15 protein-coding genes and 2 tRNA genes are annotated in these 14,827 nt (G+C 69.3%); 6 read left to right on the forward strand and 11 right to left on the reverse strand.

Annotated features, from left to right (window positions below):
• Positions 1–93: 93 nt before the first annotated feature.
• Entirely contained in the window at positions 94–624 is a 531-nt protein-coding gene (locus ACZ6MA_RS09465) for a hypothetical protein (protein ID WP_469432403.1), read from the forward strand.
• A 227-nt stretch (positions 625–851) separates the two neighbouring features.
• Here ACZ6MA_RS09465 and ACZ6MA_RS09470 read toward each other — a convergent pair whose 3' ends face one another.
• From ACZ6MA_RS09470 to ACZ6MA_RS09490, 5 genes are all read right to left on the reverse strand, one after another.
• Positions 852–1,403, reverse strand: coding sequence for a hypothetical protein (locus tag ACZ6MA_RS09470; protein ID WP_469432405.1), 552 nt, complete (start codon positions 1,401–1,403; stop codon positions 852–854).
• The gene (locus tag ACZ6MA_RS09475) at positions 1,394–1,552 is read right to left on the reverse strand and encodes a hypothetical protein (RefSeq protein WP_469432406.1); all 159 of its coding nucleotides are present in this window, start codon (positions 1,550–1,552) and stop codon (positions 1,394–1,396) included. The genes ACZ6MA_RS09470 and ACZ6MA_RS09475 overlap by 10 nt, the downstream gene beginning before the upstream one ends.
• Before the next feature lie 147 nt (positions 1,553–1,699).
• Positions 1,700–2,437 (reverse strand): 3-keto-5-aminohexanoate cleavage protein, encoded by a 738-nt coding sequence (locus ACZ6MA_RS09480; RefSeq protein WP_469432408.1) that lies wholly within the window; start codon positions 2,435–2,437, stop codon positions 1,700–1,702.
• Between the two features lie 174 nt (positions 2,438–2,611).
• Positions 2,612–3,325, reverse strand: coding sequence for an N-acyl homoserine lactonase family protein (locus ACZ6MA_RS09485; RefSeq protein ID WP_469432409.1), 714 nt, complete (start codon positions 3,323–3,325; stop codon positions 2,612–2,614).
• A 179-nt stretch (positions 3,326–3,504) separates the two neighbouring features.
• Positions 3,505–4,866, reverse strand: a complete 1,362-nt coding sequence (locus ACZ6MA_RS09490) for an NAD(P)-binding domain-containing protein (protein WP_469432410.1) — start codon at positions 4,864–4,866, stop codon at positions 3,505–3,507.
• Between the two features lie 107 nt (positions 4,867–4,973).
• On the opposite strand from ACZ6MA_RS09490, the gene ACZ6MA_RS09495 reads away from it, so the two are divergent.
• Together ACZ6MA_RS09495 and ACZ6MA_RS09500 are read left to right on the forward strand one after the other, a co-directional pair.
• The gene (locus tag ACZ6MA_RS09495; protein ID WP_469432412.1) at positions 4,974–5,339 is read left to right on the forward strand and encodes an ArsR/SmtB family transcription factor; all 366 of its coding nucleotides are present in this window, start codon (positions 4,974–4,976) and stop codon (positions 5,337–5,339) included.
• A 37-nt stretch (positions 5,340–5,376) separates the two neighbouring features.
• Complete coding sequence (locus tag ACZ6MA_RS09500) at positions 5,377–5,895, forward strand: GNAT family N-acetyltransferase (RefSeq protein ID WP_469432413.1); 519 nt, start codon at positions 5,377–5,379, stop codon at positions 5,893–5,895.
• 113 nt (positions 5,896–6,008) lie between these two features.
• Here ACZ6MA_RS09500 and arsB read toward each other — a convergent pair whose 3' ends face one another.
• A complete protein-coding gene (arsB, locus tag ACZ6MA_RS09505; protein ID WP_469432414.1) occupies positions 6,009–7,109 on the reverse strand; it encodes an ACR3 family arsenite efflux transporter in 1,101 nt (366 codons plus the stop codon).
• Positions 7,106–7,414 (reverse strand): ArsR/SmtB family transcription factor, encoded by a 309-nt coding sequence (locus ACZ6MA_RS09510; RefSeq protein WP_469432416.1) that lies wholly within the window; start codon positions 7,412–7,414, stop codon positions 7,106–7,108. Before ACZ6MA_RS09510 ends, arsB begins: the two co-directional genes overlap by 4 nt.
• Before the next feature lie 88 nt (positions 7,415–7,502).
• Between ACZ6MA_RS09510 and ACZ6MA_RS09515 the strand changes: the two genes are divergently transcribed.
• Together ACZ6MA_RS09515 and ACZ6MA_RS09520 are read left to right on the forward strand one after the other, a co-directional pair.
• Positions 7,503–7,916 carry an arsenate reductase ArsC gene (locus ACZ6MA_RS09515; RefSeq protein WP_469432417.1) on the forward strand — a complete coding sequence of 138 codons (414 nt, stop codon included), beginning with the start codon at positions 7,503–7,505 and terminating at the stop codon, positions 7,914–7,916.
• Positions 7,917–8,766: 850 nt separating this feature from the next.
• Positions 8,767–9,237 (forward strand): RICIN domain-containing protein, encoded by a 471-nt coding sequence (locus tag ACZ6MA_RS09520; RefSeq protein ID WP_469432419.1) that lies wholly within the window; start codon positions 8,767–8,769, stop codon positions 9,235–9,237.
• A gap of 632 nt (positions 9,238–9,869) precedes the next feature.
• On the opposite strand, the gene ACZ6MA_RS09525 is transcribed toward ACZ6MA_RS09520, so the two are convergent.
• The 4 genes from ACZ6MA_RS09525 to ACZ6MA_RS09540 form a co-directional block, all read right to left on the reverse strand.
• Positions 9,870–9,957: transfer RNA gene (locus tag ACZ6MA_RS09525), tRNA-Leu, on the reverse strand.
• Positions 9,958–10,088: 131 nt separating this feature from the next.
• Positions 10,089–11,540 (reverse strand): uridine transporter UriT, encoded by a 1,452-nt coding sequence (uriT, locus tag ACZ6MA_RS09530; RefSeq protein ID WP_469432420.1) that lies wholly within the window; start codon positions 11,538–11,540, stop codon positions 10,089–10,091.
• Between the two features lie 170 nt (positions 11,541–11,710).
• A tRNA-Leu gene (locus ACZ6MA_RS09535) sits at positions 11,711–11,798 on the reverse strand.
• 194 nt (positions 11,799–11,992) lie between these two features.
• Positions 11,993–13,591 (reverse strand): aldehyde dehydrogenase family protein, encoded by a 1,599-nt coding sequence (locus ACZ6MA_RS09540; protein WP_469432421.1) that lies wholly within the window; start codon positions 13,589–13,591, stop codon positions 11,993–11,995.
• Positions 13,592–13,967: 376 nt separating this feature from the next.
• On the opposite strand from ACZ6MA_RS09540, the gene fdhD reads away from it, so the two are divergent.
• Positions 13,968–14,801 carry a formate dehydrogenase accessory sulfurtransferase FdhD gene (fdhD, locus tag ACZ6MA_RS09545; protein ID WP_469432423.1) on the forward strand — a complete coding sequence of 278 codons (834 nt, stop codon included), beginning with the start codon at positions 13,968–13,970 and terminating at the stop codon, positions 14,799–14,801.
• The last annotated feature ends 26 nt before the right edge of the window (positions 14,802–14,827 follow it).

The following is a 14,827-nucleotide window of genomic DNA, read 5'->3' on the forward strand; positions in this document are numbered from 1 at the left end:
GCGGGCTTTCCAAGACCGAGCGCTCGGCCGACATCCACAAACGCCGCGCACCCTGCGGACGTTGACGCGGCTCCGACAGAAGGGAACGAGAACATGGCGACTGACGCCGCTACCGGGCTGCAAGGGATCGATCCCGGCGTCTGGGATCAGCTGGCCCGGTCCATCAACGATCTGAAGCCGGAAGGCGATCCGGGCACGACCGCCGAGGAGCTGCGGCAGAACTACATCGCAGAGGCTCAGGCCTTTGAGGACAAGGGAGTAGAAGCCCCCGAGGTCACCAAGGCCTTGTCCGGTCAGGCCGACAAGTGGGAGCCCTGGGAGATCAAGGTCATCGGACCCATCAGTGTCTACGGGGGCGTTGAGTTCTCGTTCGGCGAGGAATGGGTAGTGCGCGCGGAGGCAGGCATCAAGCTGTCCGGCAAGGTGATCTGGAAAGAGGGATTCAACCTCAACTCCAAGATGAACAGCATCAGCTGGGAGAAGAGCCTCGGAGCGGTATGGGGCAAGCTCAGCGTGGGGATCTACGGCGAGAAGAAGTGCCTCCAGGTGAGCGGCGAGGCCTGCTACTGGTGGGGAAAGTGGCGCTGTGCGGGCTTCAACGAAACACTTGGGTGCTTCGGCTGACGCCATCCCGCGCGGCTGGTGAGGACCGGGTACTCGGCTCGCGCCCCGCTCCGGAAGCGGTGCGGCCTCCCGCCCGAATCCACCGGCGTATGCGCGCAGGGGCCAGCGCCGAAGGGGCTCCTACCCCCGCCGTGAAACGGGGTAGGAGCCCTTCACGTGCGCACTTCGGGGTAGCGCTGCTGCCCGGCGGTGGATCTGTTACCACGTGTGCGGGGGCCCGGGGAGCCCTAGTGACCGCTCGGCGGCTCGAAGCAGCCGGTTTCCGGGAACCGGCCGTTGACCTGGACCTGGAAATTGGTCGTCTGCACGAAGGCGGTCACACAGGCGTCGTGACGGACGTAGAGGGCAACGCTGGCACCTGGGTTGCGGCCGGGGTCGTGGGCCCGTACGACGAGTGTTCCGCGCCCCTGCTCGCTGCCCGGACCCTCGTTTCGATAGCCGAGTTCGAGCAGCGCCTCACGCACGCTCTTGGCATCCCACGTCTTGGCCGTCCAGAGCCGCTTGAGAACGGGCTCGATGCGGGCGGCTTCGGTGCGGGCGGCCTTCTCGCTGTCGGCCGACATGCCCTTGGGGATCTTGAAGCCGTTGTTCTCGCGATAGTGCGGGGCTCCGTCGTGCGAGTCGGGCTCCACGTTTCCCCGTGCGGGGCCGTCGGAAGACCGCGCGGGCTCCGGGGAGCGGGGGGCTCCGAGGCTCGGGGCGCGGTCGGTCGCTGTCGAGCCGGTGCGCTCCTGGCCGCAGGCGGTCAGTGCGGTGCCGAGGAGGAGGCTCACAGCCACGTATCGGGATCTGGGTATCCGCATGAGTGGAACTCTGCCACGACACCGGCACGGCCGACGCCTGTTGTCGCGCCGGTCTGCCGCAAGGCGATCGCGAGCGCGAGCCCGGTGAGCCCGGCTCCGACGACGACATCCCGGAATTCGCTCACTGACGTCTCCCCCTCGCCCCGCCCGTGAGTTGCCCGGAGCCCGTCGAACACGCCCCGGGCGTACCACCCTGGGCGGCTGTCGGCACAGCGGCCGCGGCGTAGCCGGAACACGGCGTGGAACGCCGTGACCCACCTCCGGGAACGGGGTTACGTCTCAGACGCGCCCTGCAGTGCGTGCTGGATGATCTCGCGTGCTGCGCGGACGAGGGCGGCGTTGTCCGGGGCGGGGGCGCCGTCAGGGAGGTGGAGCACGTCTTCCAGGCCGATACGGGCATCCAGGCGGCGATAGGCCGCAAGGCGCAGAATGGGCCACGCGGCGGTGCCTTCGCCGTGCAAGAGAATCGGCGTGGCAGCCGATCGGAGTTCTTTCAGCAAGCCGACTGCGGCGCGGAGCGCGTCCTGCGGGGTGGCCTCGGTGATCTCGGCCAGTACGCGCAGGACTCGGCGGGATCCGGGCCAGTCCAGAAACCGTTGTGCGGCGGGGGTACCGGAGTAGATGCCGGCTTCGATGCCGATCCCCCGGTCCAGCAAGGCCGTGGCGACATCGGCGGCGCCGCCCTCGTGCCAGTTCACGGAAGCATGGTCAGGCAGCACGGTCCAGGCCCGGACCTGCGCGGCACGGGCATGAGGGTCTGCCGTAGCCCATGCACCGGTGGTGACCCCAACCGGGATGCCTGGCACAGCATTCCGCACCGCGCTCACGGCGGCGGCAACGGCGGTGGCTTCCAGCGTGTCCTGGCCGTCGCGGTCCTTGGGGTGCAGATGGACGTCCTCGGCGCCGGCCGCGACAGCCTCACGGGCCGCCACCGCCAGCTCGTCGGCGGTCACCGGCAGATGGGAACACTCGGCACGGCTTCGAGCACCGTTGAGACAAACCTGCAGCATGACGCCATCTTCGCAGGCCGCCCCCGGGGGCCTCATCGTGCTCAGCCTCGACGACCCCGACCGCGACGCGCGCGCCGGCGAAGTCCCCGGAACAGACACGATCCGGCTCCGCTCCGGGACAGCCAGTAAACGTCACCCGATCAAGGGTTGTCCCATGTGACAGGAAGTCGGGCTTCAGCCACCTTCAGTCTGTGGTGGTTCCCAGACCGAGCAGTCGTGGGCGAAGAGCACGCGTCGTGGGTCGAAGTCGGCGAGTCGATCCAACCAGTGCCGATAGGGAGGAAGCGGCTGTTCCACGCCGTGAAGTGTCGCGTGGCGGGCCAACTGCTCAGACGCGAAGTGGGAAGCGAAGTCGTATGCCTGGCCGGCGAGCACTACTGTGCCGTCGCTCTGCTGGAGGACCAGCGACTGGTGCCCTTGGGTGTGACCGGGTGTCGGAATGATCCAGATTCCGGGCCAGACCTCGGTCTCGCCGGCGACCTCCTCGTAGGTTGCCCCGGGGAAGTCGATCAGCTCGTCGACTGTGTAGTTGCCCCGGCGTGCGGTGGCCAGTTCGACGTCCTGCACCAGGATGGGCCTGCCGCCAAAGAGAGGGTTCCCGCCGATGTGGTCGAAGTGCAGGTGGCAGTTCACGATCACGGAGACGTCATCAAGGGCGACACCGGACGCGGAGAGGGCATCCTGCAGCGCCCGGCGGCGAGGCCGATAGTGCGCTTCGGTTTCGGGGTCTGCATCGCCGATGCCGGTATCGAAGAGGAGCAGCCCGTCGTCGTGTTGCACCAGGTAAGCAAGGACCGGTTCTACTCGCGGTTGCGGGCCGCCCACTTCCGAGGCAGGCCGGATGAAGTACCCGAGATCGAGTCGGCGCACCGCCATGTTCTTCCGCATGCAGTCATCCTTTGCGGGCCACTGTCTGAAATCCAGCCGGTCTGCTGACAGCGGAACCATCATGGGCCCCCGCTGAGACCCGGCAAGGGCGGGGCCAGAACCACCCGTTCAAACCCACGACCGTGGCCGGAGCACCGTCTACGACGATCACGGCCCACAACACCAGGCAAACAGATTCTTCAGCACCCGCCGGAGCCGGCGGGGCCGTCGATCTGGAGGGTCGCGGGGGCAGCGCAGCAGCCTCCGCCGTCGGCCTGGTCGGTGTCGGGCTGGTCGAAGAGGCCGGCGCCGCCGCACACCCCGGTCTCCGGCAGGGTCAGCTCGACGCGGCCGGCGGCTTCCTGATCACCCGCCAGGGCGGCGGCGATGGAGCGGACCTGTTCGTAGCCGGTCATGGCGAGGAAGGTGGGGGCACGGCCGTAGGACTTCATACCGACGAGGTAGATGTCCTTCTCCGGGTGGGAGAGCTCGTTGACGCCGTGGGGGTGGACGGTGCCGCAGGAGTGGACGTTGGGGTCGATCAGCGGGGCGAGTTCGACCGGGACCTGGAGGCGTTCGTCGAGGCCGAGGCGGACTTCGGAGAGGAAGGTCAGGTCGGGGCGGAAGCCGGTGAGCACGAGGATCTCGTCCACCGGGTCGAGGCGCCGGCCGTCCTCGGCGACCAGCACCAGGCGCTCGCCGTCTCGTTCGACGGTGATCGCGCGGAAGCCGGTGACGGCGGAGGCGTGGCCGGCGTCGACGGCGGCCTTGGCGGCGAGGCCGAGGGCGCCGCGGGCGGGGAGCTGGTCGGCTTCACCGCCACCGAAGGTGCTGCCGGAGATGCCGCGCCGCAGGACCCAGGCGGCATGGGTGCCGGGCGCGTCCTCGGCGAGGTCGGCAAGGCAGGCGAGGGCGGTGAAGGCGGAGGCGCCGGAGCCGATCACGGCGGTCCGCTTGCCCGCGTACCGGGCCCGTACGGCGGGGTCGGTGAGATCGGGGACGCGGTAGGTGATGCGGTCGGCGGCCGCCTTCTCGCCGAGGGCGGGCAGGCCGTCGGCGCCGAGGGGGCCGGGGGTGGTCCAGGTGCCGGAGGCGTCGATGACCGCGCGTGCGGTGATCCGCTCCTCGCCGCCACCGGCGGTGGTGAGGTGGATGGTGAAGGGCTGCCCGTCACGGCCGGAGTCGACGACGCGGTCGCGGCCGGCGCGGGCGACGCCGGTGACGCGGGCGCCGTAGCGGACCCGCTCGCCGAGGGTGTCGGCAAGGGGCTGGAGGTAGAGCCGGGCCCAGTCCCCGCCGGTCGGGTAGGCGGCATCGTCGGGGCGGACCCAGCCGGTGGGGGCGAGGAGCTTCTCGGCGGCGGGGTCGATGAGTTCGGCCCAGCGGGAGAACAGCCGCACGTGGCTCCACTCGCGCACCGCCGCACCGGCTTCCGGTCCGGCTTCCAGGACGAGGGGTTCGATGCCGCGATCAGTGAGGTGGGCGGCGGCGGCCAGGCCGATGGGGCCTGCGCCGATCACGACGACGGGCAGCGGCTGGGCGGTAGTGGTGCTCTGGCTCATCGGAAGTTCTCCCCACAGGCAGCGCGGCGCCACGACGGGCATTTGTTTCGACATTTGTCGATGTAGTCGAGATTGCCTCGCGCATCGACGGATGTCAACATAGACGCATGTCGAAGTCTGAGGATGTCGTTCAGCTGCCGGTCGTGGATGCCGGGGTGGCGCCGTGCTGCCCGCCGCTGACGGCCGGGGAGCTGTCGGAGACGGACGCGGTGACGATGGCGGCGATGTACAAGGCCCTGTCCGACCCCGTGCGCCTGCGGCTGTTCTCGAAGGTCGCCTCCCACCCCGGCGGGGAGGCGTGCGTGTGCGACATCCAGGACGTGGGGGTCTCCCAGCCGACCGTCTCGCATCATCTGAAGAAGCTGCGCGAGGCCGGGCTGCTCAGCTCCGAGCGGCGCGGGACGTGGGTGTATTACCGCATCGAGCCGTCCGTGCTGGCCGCCATGGGCCGGCTCCTCGCCCCCTCCCCCTGACCGGCCCCGCCCGCGCGAACAGGAGCTGTGCACCATCGTGTCCACCGAGACCGGGACGGCCCGCGCCGTCATCGCCCCGCTGACGCCCGCGCACGCCGGCCAGGTGCTGGCGATCTACCAGGCCGGCATTGACGAAGGCAACGCCACCTTCGAGACCACCGCACCCACCTGGGAGGTGTTCGATGCCGGGAAGCTGCCCGGACACCGCTTCGTCGCCGTCGATACCGCCGACGGGCGGGTGCTGGGCTGGGTCGCGGCATCGAAGGTCTCCGACCGGTGCGCGTATGCCGGTGTGGTCGAGCACTCCGTCTACGTCCACCCCGCCGCCCGCGGCCGGGGCATCGCCCGCCTGCTGCTGGACGCACTGATCTCCTCGACCGAGGCAGCGGGGATCTGGACGGTCCAGTCCGGTGTCTTCCCGGAGAACATCGCGAGCCGGGCGGTCCATGAGCGGGCGGGTTTCCGCGTGATAGGTACCCGCGAGCGCATCGCCCGCCACCACGGTGTGTGGCGGGACGTGCTGCTGATCGAGCGCCGCAGTCCCAAGGTCAGCTGAGCCGCGTGGCGATGTGGCGGGCCGCTTCGCGGGCGGTGCGGCCGACGAGGTCGTACCGCTGCTCGCAGTCGGTGCCGGGACGGTCCAGTCCCGGTCACGGCAGTCCACACCATTCACCCGGCGCCTACCGCCGACTGAGCCGAGCGGAACTTCCGCCGCCAGGCGAGGGAGACGTAGACCAGGGCGACGAGGACGGGGACCTCGATGAGAGGGCCGACGACGCCGGAGAGGGCCTGGCCGGAGGTGACGCCGAAGGTGGCGATGGCCACCGCGATGGCCAGCTCGAAGTTGTTGCCCGCGGCGGTGAAGGCGAGGGTGGCGGTGCGGTCGTAGGCCAGGCCGATGGCCTTGCCGAGGGCGAAGGTGCCGAACCACATGATCGCGAAGTACGCCAGCAGCGGCAGCGCGATCCGGGCGACGTCGCCGGGCTGGGAGGTGATCGTCTTTCCCTGGAGGGCGAAGAGGATCACGATCGTGAACAGCAGCCCGTACAACGCGAACGGGCCGATCTTCGGCAGGAACTTCCGCTCGTAACCCTCGCGGCCCATCTTCTTCTCACCGATCCGGCGGGTGAGGAACCCGGCCAGCAGCGGGACACCAAGGAAGATGACCACGTTCAGGGCGATCTTCCACATGGAGATGTCCAGGTGCTCGCCGTCGCCGAGGCCGAGCCAGCCGGGCAGAAGGTCGAGGTAGAGCCAGCCCAGCAGACCGAAGGCGATGACCTGGAAGACCGAGTTCAGAGCGACCAGGACGGCGGCGGCCTCGCGGTCGCCGCAGGCGAGGTCGTTCCAGATGATGACCATGGCGATGCAGCGGGCGAGGCCGACGATGATCAGGCCGGTGCGGTACTCGGGCAGGTCCGGCAGGAAGATCCAGGCCAGTGCGAACATCACCGCGGGCCCGAGGACCCAGTTGATGACCAGCGAGGAGATCATCAGCTTGCGGTCGCCGGTGACGGCGTCGAGTTTGTCGTAGCGGACCTTCGCCAGGACCGGGTACATCATGATCAGCAGGCCGACGGCGATCGGGAGGGAGATGCCACCGATCTCGACCTTGGCCAGGGCGCCGTTCAGGCCGGGGACCAGGCGTCCCAGACCGAGGCCGAGGCCCATGGCGACGAGGATCCACACGGCGAGGAAACGGTCCAGCGTGGACAGCTTCGCAACGACCGAGGTCTCCTCCACGGTCACGGGGGCTTCGGTGCGGGTCACGGGCAGGACCTCTTCCGGTCGGCGGCACTGCGGGCCCGCTCGGCCAGCGCGGTGAACTGTCCGGCCAGGGCTTCGATGACCTCGGGCTTGAGCTTGTAGTAGGTGAACCGGCCGCACGGCTCGGTCTCCACGACCCCGGCCTCGCGCAGCACCTTCAAGTGGTTGGAGAGGTTGGTCTGCCTGGCACCCGTCTCCTCGACCAGGTGCGTGGTGCACAGGGTCTCGTGGGCGAGCAGGGTCACGATCTTCAGCCTGAGCGGGTCTCCGAGAACCCGGATCAGATCAGCGTCGACTGACGTCATCATGGACTGATACTTTCACATCAGCGGTGACTGACACCAGTGGATGCTGATGTCATGTTTCCTTTCCCTCTGTGAGACAAGAGAGACCCTGATGTCCGAGAAGCCCTCCGTTCTCTTCGTCTGTGTCCACAACGCCGGCCGGTCCCAGATGGCCGCCGCGTGGCTGACCCACCTGGCGGGCGACCGCGTCGAGGTCCGCTCCGCCGGCTCCGCCCCCGCCGACAGCGTCAATCCCGCCGTCGTCGAGGCCATGCGCGAGCTCGGCATCGACATCGCCGACGAGACCCCCAAGGTCCTGACCGTCGACGCCGTCCAGGCGTCGGACGTGTGCATCACCATGGGCTGCGGCGACGTCTGCCCGGTCTTCCCCGGCAAGAAGTACCTGGACTGGAAGCTCGAGGACCCGGCGGGCCAGGGCGTCGAAGCCGTCCGCCCGATCCGCGACCAGATCAAGGTTCTGATCGAGGGCCTGATCGCCGAGATCGCCCCGGAGAAGACGCCGTGACCGCGGACATCCGCAATGTGATCGCCATCGGCTCCGGCCCCGCCGGTTGAACACCGCCGGGCCCCAGTTCCCGGCCTCTCTCGCACACCCATCGAGACGGTGGCGGAGCGCGGGTCCTACGTGCGCCAGCGCGGGTCGCAATCTGCCGACAGTGCAGCCGACGATTAACGAGCGCAACGCGAGATGCGCCCTTAGCTGCCCCCGTGGGGGCCGATCGCAGCTCCGCCCACGGGCTACCGCTGACAGCGCACTGCACAACCCTTCCGCGGGTACCCGCGGTGAAATGTGATTGAGGGCACCACAGAGTTGGCGGATCGCCCACCCGTTGGCGTCGCGGGGACCCCGCAGGCCCCGACGCAGCCCCAGCCAAAGGCGTCTGAAGGCGCCACGGGATCCTCTTTTCCCAGCCTCGCCAGATCGAAAGGAGGCACCCCCGGCGGGCCCGATCTTGAACCGGGCCTGCGAGAAGGCGAGCCACTGATGCTCACCATCATAGTAATCCGCATAGCGGAAAATGTCGGGGAGAGTCTGCACCCGGTGCTGATGCCCAGTCAGCACCAAAGTGCGGAATTCGCCCGCACACGCAAACCCTGGCCGCACCTTGAGCCCGTCTCGCCGCGACAGGGCGGAGAAAGGTGCAGTTTGCAGGTGATTGCCCGTTTCCTATGACAGAAGGAAACTCAGACCCTCTAGCTCCGTCTGCTGTACCGATGGTGTGCTGTGTCCAGCGCGGCGGAGAGAGCCAGAACACCCGCTGGGCAGTTCTCAGCCGCGAACCTCACCCTGCATAGGCCCGGCGCGTACGGACAGCACTCCGAAGTCGTGCGGGCATTCCAAGGAAGGGCATCGCGTGAAGAAAAGGACAGTGGCCAACGTCTTGGCCATCACCGCCATATCGGCGCTCGCAACAGGCACCATGACGGGCGAAGCATACGCTGGCAAAGATGACAAAGCCGTCAACTGGCGAAATGTACAGACCCTGAGGTGTGTGCAGGCAAAAGAAATCCAGAAGGACACCGTGTTCGCCGCCGCTTGCTACGACTACTCTCAGTGGTGGGAAGAGAACCTGCGGGAAAACTTCTATCTTTTCCATTTCAAGGGTTACCCCTCCAAGTGCCTCGACAGTAACAGCAGGGGCTCCGTGTACTTGGGCCCTTGCGACCGCTATAACAAGAATCAGCAGTGGATAGAAGACGACAGATCCACTGGATGGCGGCTCACCAACGTCGCGACGAACCGCGTTCTTGACAGTAACTACAACGGCTCGGTTTACACCAACCCTGACGAGGGCGACAGCAACAAGTACCAGCGGTGGGAGTAGTCGCGTGAGTAACTCCTCTGGCCCGGTGTGAACCTATCCGAGGGCAAGAGGACGGGCGTGATGGGGGCTGTACGGACTTTCAAACCTGTGCGACTTCACGCCGTGTGCGGGCGTGGGTTACTTGCGGGCGTGCAGCCCCCTCCGATATCACTGACCTCACGTCGGTCCGACGATCACCCGAGTAACCACGGGTGTACGGCAGCACGGGTCAGCGTGCGCAGGTCGACCAGGGCCGGTGACGCCCGGTCGGCCCGGTCTCTGGAAATCAGAAGCCGACAACACGGCGGCGTTGCAGCCGCATGCGCCCATCAGCGATTGCGTCGGCTCGCGCTTCGAACGCCAAAATGGCGGCCACGGCCGCGTCAATCTTCTTTCGCGACCGCGGCGAGTCCTTCGCGATCAGGATTCCCTGCGGCCTCCCCCGGGGTCGGCCTTGCGGGGCGCGTTCCGAACGGACCGAGCAGCCTGCCAGCGCTGGCAGCCTGACACTGGATCCCTGTCCGGCCTGGTCACGCCGCCGGTCGCGGAAAGTTTAAGAACGTACTGGTCACGCTACTGGGTCACGCTGACCGCTGAGCCAGTCCGGGAAAACAGGAAAACCCCCGCTGAGCAGGGGTTTTGTCTGATCTAACTGGTGTCCGAGGGGGGACTTGAACCCCCACGCCCGATAAAGGGCACTAGCACCTCAAGCTAGCGCGTCTGCCATTCCGCCACCCGGACCAGGTGTCTCCGCGAGGTGTTCCCCCGCAGCGGCACGGCCAACAATACCAAGGTTTCGGAGTGCCTTTCAGCAGGTCAGCAGGGGGCCGCCCCGGGGAGCCCGGTCCCCCGGGGCGGCCCCGCCACAACGCTCAGTCGCGCGCCTCCGCCGACGCCGGCTTCGGGATCAGGAACGACGCCGCGAGCGCGGCGCCCAGAATGGCGACGCCCGCGATCATGCCGGAGGTGTAGCCCGTGGACGAGGCCGCGTCCGTCGGTGCGGTCGCCGTCTTGACCGCGTACAGCAGCGCGAAGCTGAGGCCCGCGCCGAGGTTGAAGGCGCCCGCGTTGAGGCCCGGCAGGAAGCCCGGGTTGTCGGCCGGGGAGTGCACGATGCCGAGGCCGTTGAGGACGATGTTCGCCACGCCCGCGTAGGTGATGCCCACGAGGAGCGAGGCCACGAGCAGCATGACGCGCGAGTGGGCGGGGATGGTGAGGATCATCAGGACCACCGAGGCCGCGGCGCCGACGAGGCCCAGGCGCAGGATGCGGCCGTAGCCGAAGGTGGCGGCGAGGCGGCCGGCGATCGGGCCCATGGCCAGGCCCGCGAGGGCGTAGGGCGTGAGCGTCCACCACGCGGACTGTTCGGCGGTCATGCCGAGGCCGGCCTCGGCGTCCTGGGCGAACGCCGGGATCAGCCCGTTCATGACGGCGAACACACCCGTCATGGTGAGCACCGTGGTCAGCAGGGTCGCCCAGGTGGCGCGTCGGCGCAGATGACCGGTGGCGACCAGCGGGTGGCTGGTGCGGCCCTCGGTCCGCCAGAACAGGGCGAAGGCGACGGCGGAGACGGCGACGAGGCCACCGACCAGCATCCAGTCCGCGGCGCCGAGCTTGCCGGCCTCGTTCAGGGCGATGAGCAGTGCGCCGACGGACACGACGAGCAGGGCGACGCCCGGCCAGTCCATCCGGGTCGCGGCGGGCACCTTGGACTCGGGGGTCAGCGTGGCCACGAGGACAGTGGCGAGGACCGCCACGACGGCCATCGACCAGAAGACCGCCTCGAAGCCGTGGTTGTCGGCGAGGAAGCCGCCCGCCAGGGAGTCGACACCGGCGATGCCGCCGTTGACCGCGGTGATCACGCCCAGCAGGGTGCCGTACCGCTTCGGGTCGGTGATCTCGACCCGCAGCATGATCAAGCAGAGCGGGACGGTCGGGCCGGAGACGCCCTGGACGACACGGCCGACGAAGAGCATGGGCACGCTCGTGGCCAGCGCGGCGATCACACAGCCGACCGCCATGAGCACCAGCATTCCGGCCAGGACCTTCCGGCGTCCGATGACGTCGCCGAGGCGCGGCAGGAAGAGCGAGAACAGGGCGGCCGAGGTGAAGAAGGCCGTCTGCGTCAGCCCGATCTCCGCGGAGTCGGCACCGAGGCTGTCCTCGATGCTCTTCAGCGCGGGGCTGAGCATGCTCGCGTTGAGCTGGAAGGCGATGCAGGCCGTGAGCAGCGCGGTGACCAGCACGGCCACCCTGGTGGGGCGGCCACGCGTCGGACCGGTGGGCTGGTCGTCGGTGATGCGGTCAGTGAGGGAAACGTTCATGCCTCGGGGATCTCTGGGAGCGCAGCGCGGCGGCTGCTGCCGGGGCGGGGTCTTGGGTCCCGCGTCCGGTCGAACGGCAATGTCTGGGTCGCCGGCCGGCCCTCGGACACACCTCGGGCCACACCGCCTCCCAAACACAGAAAAACCCCAGCGAAAGCTGGGGTTTCCTCTGGTGTCCGAGGGGGGACTTGAACCCCCACGCCCGATAAAGGGCACTAGCACCTCAAGCTAGCGCGTCTGCCATTCCGCCACCCGGACCGGGTGTCGTCCCGCAGGTGTTCCCCGCGGCGACATGGACAACAATACCAAGGTTTTGGAGTGCCCTTCACCTGGGTATTCACGCGGGTACATAAGGTTGCTTTATGGGCACAGACGGTCATTCTGCCGCCCGCCCTGGGCGCCGACCGGGTCCCCGGCCGGCGCCCAGGGCGGTGCGCCCCCGCCCGGGCCCCCTACCGCGGCGGCATCAAGTGGTACTCCGGGAAGTTGCCCGGCAGCCGTTCCGGCGCCGTGCGCGGGCCGTCCGTCACCGCCCGGACCAGCAGTTCCCCGCCCACGAAGGCCCCGCGCCACGAGGCACCGAAGCCGCCGAACAGCTCGTCGCGGTCGCCGCGCGAGCGGGGTTTGCCGCGGCCGACCTTGAAGGCACGGATCTGCGGGGCCAGCCGCTCGTACACCGCCTGGTCGTCCGTCGACAGGGAGGCGACGAGGGCGCCGTTGCTGGCGTTCATGGCGGCGAGGAGTTCGGCCTCGGTGTCCACCAGGACGATCGTGTCGACCGGGCCGAACGGCTCGGCGTGGTGCAGGGGCGAGGCCGGGGGCGGGCTGAGGAGGGAGACGGGCGCCACATAGGCGGACAGGTCCTGGCCCGGCAGGAAGCGGCCGTCGGCCAGGTCGCCCCGGTGCAGCGGTATCGCGCCCCGGTCGATGGCCTCCGCCACCTGATCGGTCAGTTCCTTGGCCTTCGCGGCGTTGATGAGGGGACCGAAGTCCAGCTCCGGCGGTTCGTCCCCGGGGTCGGCGACCGCCAGCGGATGCCCGCAGGTGACGGACCTCACCGCCGGGAGGTACACCGCGAGGAAGTCCGCGAACGCCGGCCGCTGGACCACGAACCGCGGGTACGCGGTGCAGCGCTGCTTGGCGTAGTCGAAGGTCTTGCGGATCTGCGGGGCGAGCGCGTCCCAGCCGGTGAAGTTCCAGATGCCCCAGGTGTTGAGGCCCTCCTGCTCCAGGATGTGGCGCTTGCCCAGGTCCGCGACCGCCGTGGCGACCCGCGCGCCGGTGTCCCGGCCGCCCACGAACGAGACACAGCCGATCTCCGGTGAGCGCACCAGCGCCTCCGACAACTCGGCGCCGCTGCCGCTGACCAAGGTCACCGGCAGTCCCTCGCGGGCCGCGAGGGCGCAGGCGAGGGTCAGACAGGCCAGCCCGCCGTCCGTCGGCGTCTTGGCGATGACCGCGTTGCCCGCGAGGGCTTGGACGAGCATGGCGTGGACGAGGACGCTCATCGGGTAGTTCCAGCTGGCGATGTTGCTGACCGGGCCGGGCAGCGGCACCCGGCCGGCGGCCATGGTGTCGATACCGTCGACGTACCAGCGGACACCGTCGATGGCCCGGTCCACGTCCGCCCGGGCCAGCCGCCACGGCTTGCCGATCTCCCAGACGAGGAGGAGGGCGAGGAGGTCGCGGTGCTCGGTGAGCGCGTCGAGGGTCGCGGTCACCCGGGCCTTGCGCCCGGCGAGCGGGACCTCGCGCCAGACGCGGTGCTGGTCGAGGGAGGCCCGAACGGCGTGCCGGGCGGTGTCCCCGTCCAGGCGGGGCGGACCGGCGATGGGACTGCCGTCGACCGGGGTCGTGGCGGGGAGCGGGCGGCCGTCCGCCCGCCAGGTGCCGTTCCACAGGTTCAGGACGCGTTCGCCGCGGAACGCTTCCGGGGCGAGTGCCAGACAGCGCTGCCAGGCGGTGGCCCATTCGGTGCCGGGCTTGAGCGCGAGGGCGCTGGAGGAGGTTCCGGCGGAAGTGCCGGAAGGGGTGCCGGGGGTGACTGCCATCGGTGTCTCCGCTCTCGGTGCACGGACTCCCCTCGCGGGGGCAGGGGGAGTGCGGGGCGGGGAAGTGACGCGTCGTGCCGTTCCACGGACGTTCCGTTGCGTATTACCGAACGGTAGCCATGTGGCGGGCCGGCCGCCGGGGGCTCGGGGCGGATGAGGCCCACGTCACGTCCGCCTGTCCGGCGGATCTCGGGGGTGTACCACCGGTGCGCGGCGGGTGGGCCGTCCTTGCCGCCTTCGGCGGTGAGCGCCCTGTGGGCGTGTCCTCGAACGCCGGACGGGCAGGGAGGCGGATCCGCCCGGCGCTCGGTGACGCCGTCCCCACCGGGGACAATGAGCCGACCAAACGCCGCCACCAGCACCGGGACTGATCGACATGGGACGGGTCACCGAACGACGCCGCGTCATCCGCATTCGCGAGGGGGCCGTCAGTACCCGGCCCGACACCCTCGTGGCCGAGGAACCGCTGGAGATCCGCCTGAACGGCAAGCCGCTCGCGATCACCATGCGCACCCCCGGCGACGACTTCGCGCTCGCCGCGGGCTTCCTGGTCAGCGAGGGCGTTCTCGGCAGCGCGGAGGAGCTGGCGAACATCGTCTACTGCGCGGGTGCCACCCAGGACGGTGCCAATACCTACAACGTCGTCGACGTGCGGCTCGCGCCCGGTGTGCCCGTACCGGACATCAACCTGGAACGGAACGTCTACACCACGTCCTCCTGCGGCCTGTGCGGCAAGGCGAGCCTGGACGCCGTACGGACCACCGCCCGCTGGCCCGTCGCGGACGGGCCAAAACCGATCCTTCTCGAGCCCTCCCTGCTCGCCGTCCTCCCCGACCGGTTGCGGGAGGCGCAGCGGGTCTTCGACCGCACCGGCGGGCTGCACGCCGCGGCGCTCTTCTCCCCCGACGGTGAACTCCTGGACGTGCGCGAGGACGTGGGCCGGCACAACGCGGTCGACAAGCTCGTCGGCCGCGCGCTCCAGCAGGGGCTGCTGCCGCTCTCCGGCGCGGTCCTCCTCGTCTCCGGCCGGGCCTCCTTCGAACTGGTCCAGAAGGCGGTCATGGCCGGCATCCCCGTCCTCGCCGCCGTGTCGGCGCCGTCCTCGCTGGCCGTGGACCTGGCGGCGGAGACCGGTATGACCCTGGTCGGCTTCCTCCGCGGTTCCTCGATGAATGTCTACGCCGGGGAGCAGCGTGTTGCCCTAGGGTGAAAGCCGCCCGACGCGAGGGTGCGAAG

The organism is Streptomyces sp. NPDC042259, assembly GCF_055582085.1.

Coding starts and splice junctions, on each gene's coding strand:
- ACZ6MA_RS09485 (WP_469432409.1), bottom strand. CDS start 3,325: ATGCGGAAGAACATGGCGGTGCGCCGACTCGATCTCGGGTACTTCATC.
- ACZ6MA_RS09515 (WP_469432417.1), top strand. CDS start 7,503: ATGTCCGAGAAGCCCTCCGTTCTCTTCGTCTGTGTCCACAACGCCGGC.
- ACZ6MA_RS09465 (WP_469432403.1), top strand. CDS start 94: ATGGCGACTGACGCCGCTACCGGGCTGCAAGGGATCGATCCCGGCGTC.
- ACZ6MA_RS09495 (WP_469432412.1), top strand. CDS start 4,974: ATGTCGAAGTCTGAGGATGTCGTTCAGCTGCCGGTCGTGGATGCCGGG.
- ACZ6MA_RS09510 (WP_469432416.1), bottom strand. CDS start 7,414: ATGATGACGTCAGTCGACGCTGATCTGATCCGGGTTCTCGGAGACCCG.
- ACZ6MA_RS09540 (WP_469432421.1), bottom strand. CDS start 13,591: ATGGCAGTCACCCCCGGCACCCCTTCCGGCACTTCCGCCGGAACCTCC.
- uriT (WP_469432420.1), bottom strand. CDS start 11,540: ATGAACGTTTCCCTCACTGACCGCATCACCGACGACCAGCCCACCGGT.
- ACZ6MA_RS09490 (WP_469432410.1), bottom strand. CDS start 4,866: ATGAGCCAGAGCACCACTACCGCCCAGCCGCTGCCCGTCGTCGTGATC.
- ACZ6MA_RS09480 (WP_469432408.1), bottom strand. CDS start 2,437: ATGCTGCAGGTTTGTCTCAACGGTGCTCGAAGCCGTGCCGAGTGTTCC.
- fdhD (WP_469432423.1), top strand. CDS start 13,968: ATGGGACGGGTCACCGAACGACGCCGCGTCATCCGCATTCGCGAGGGG.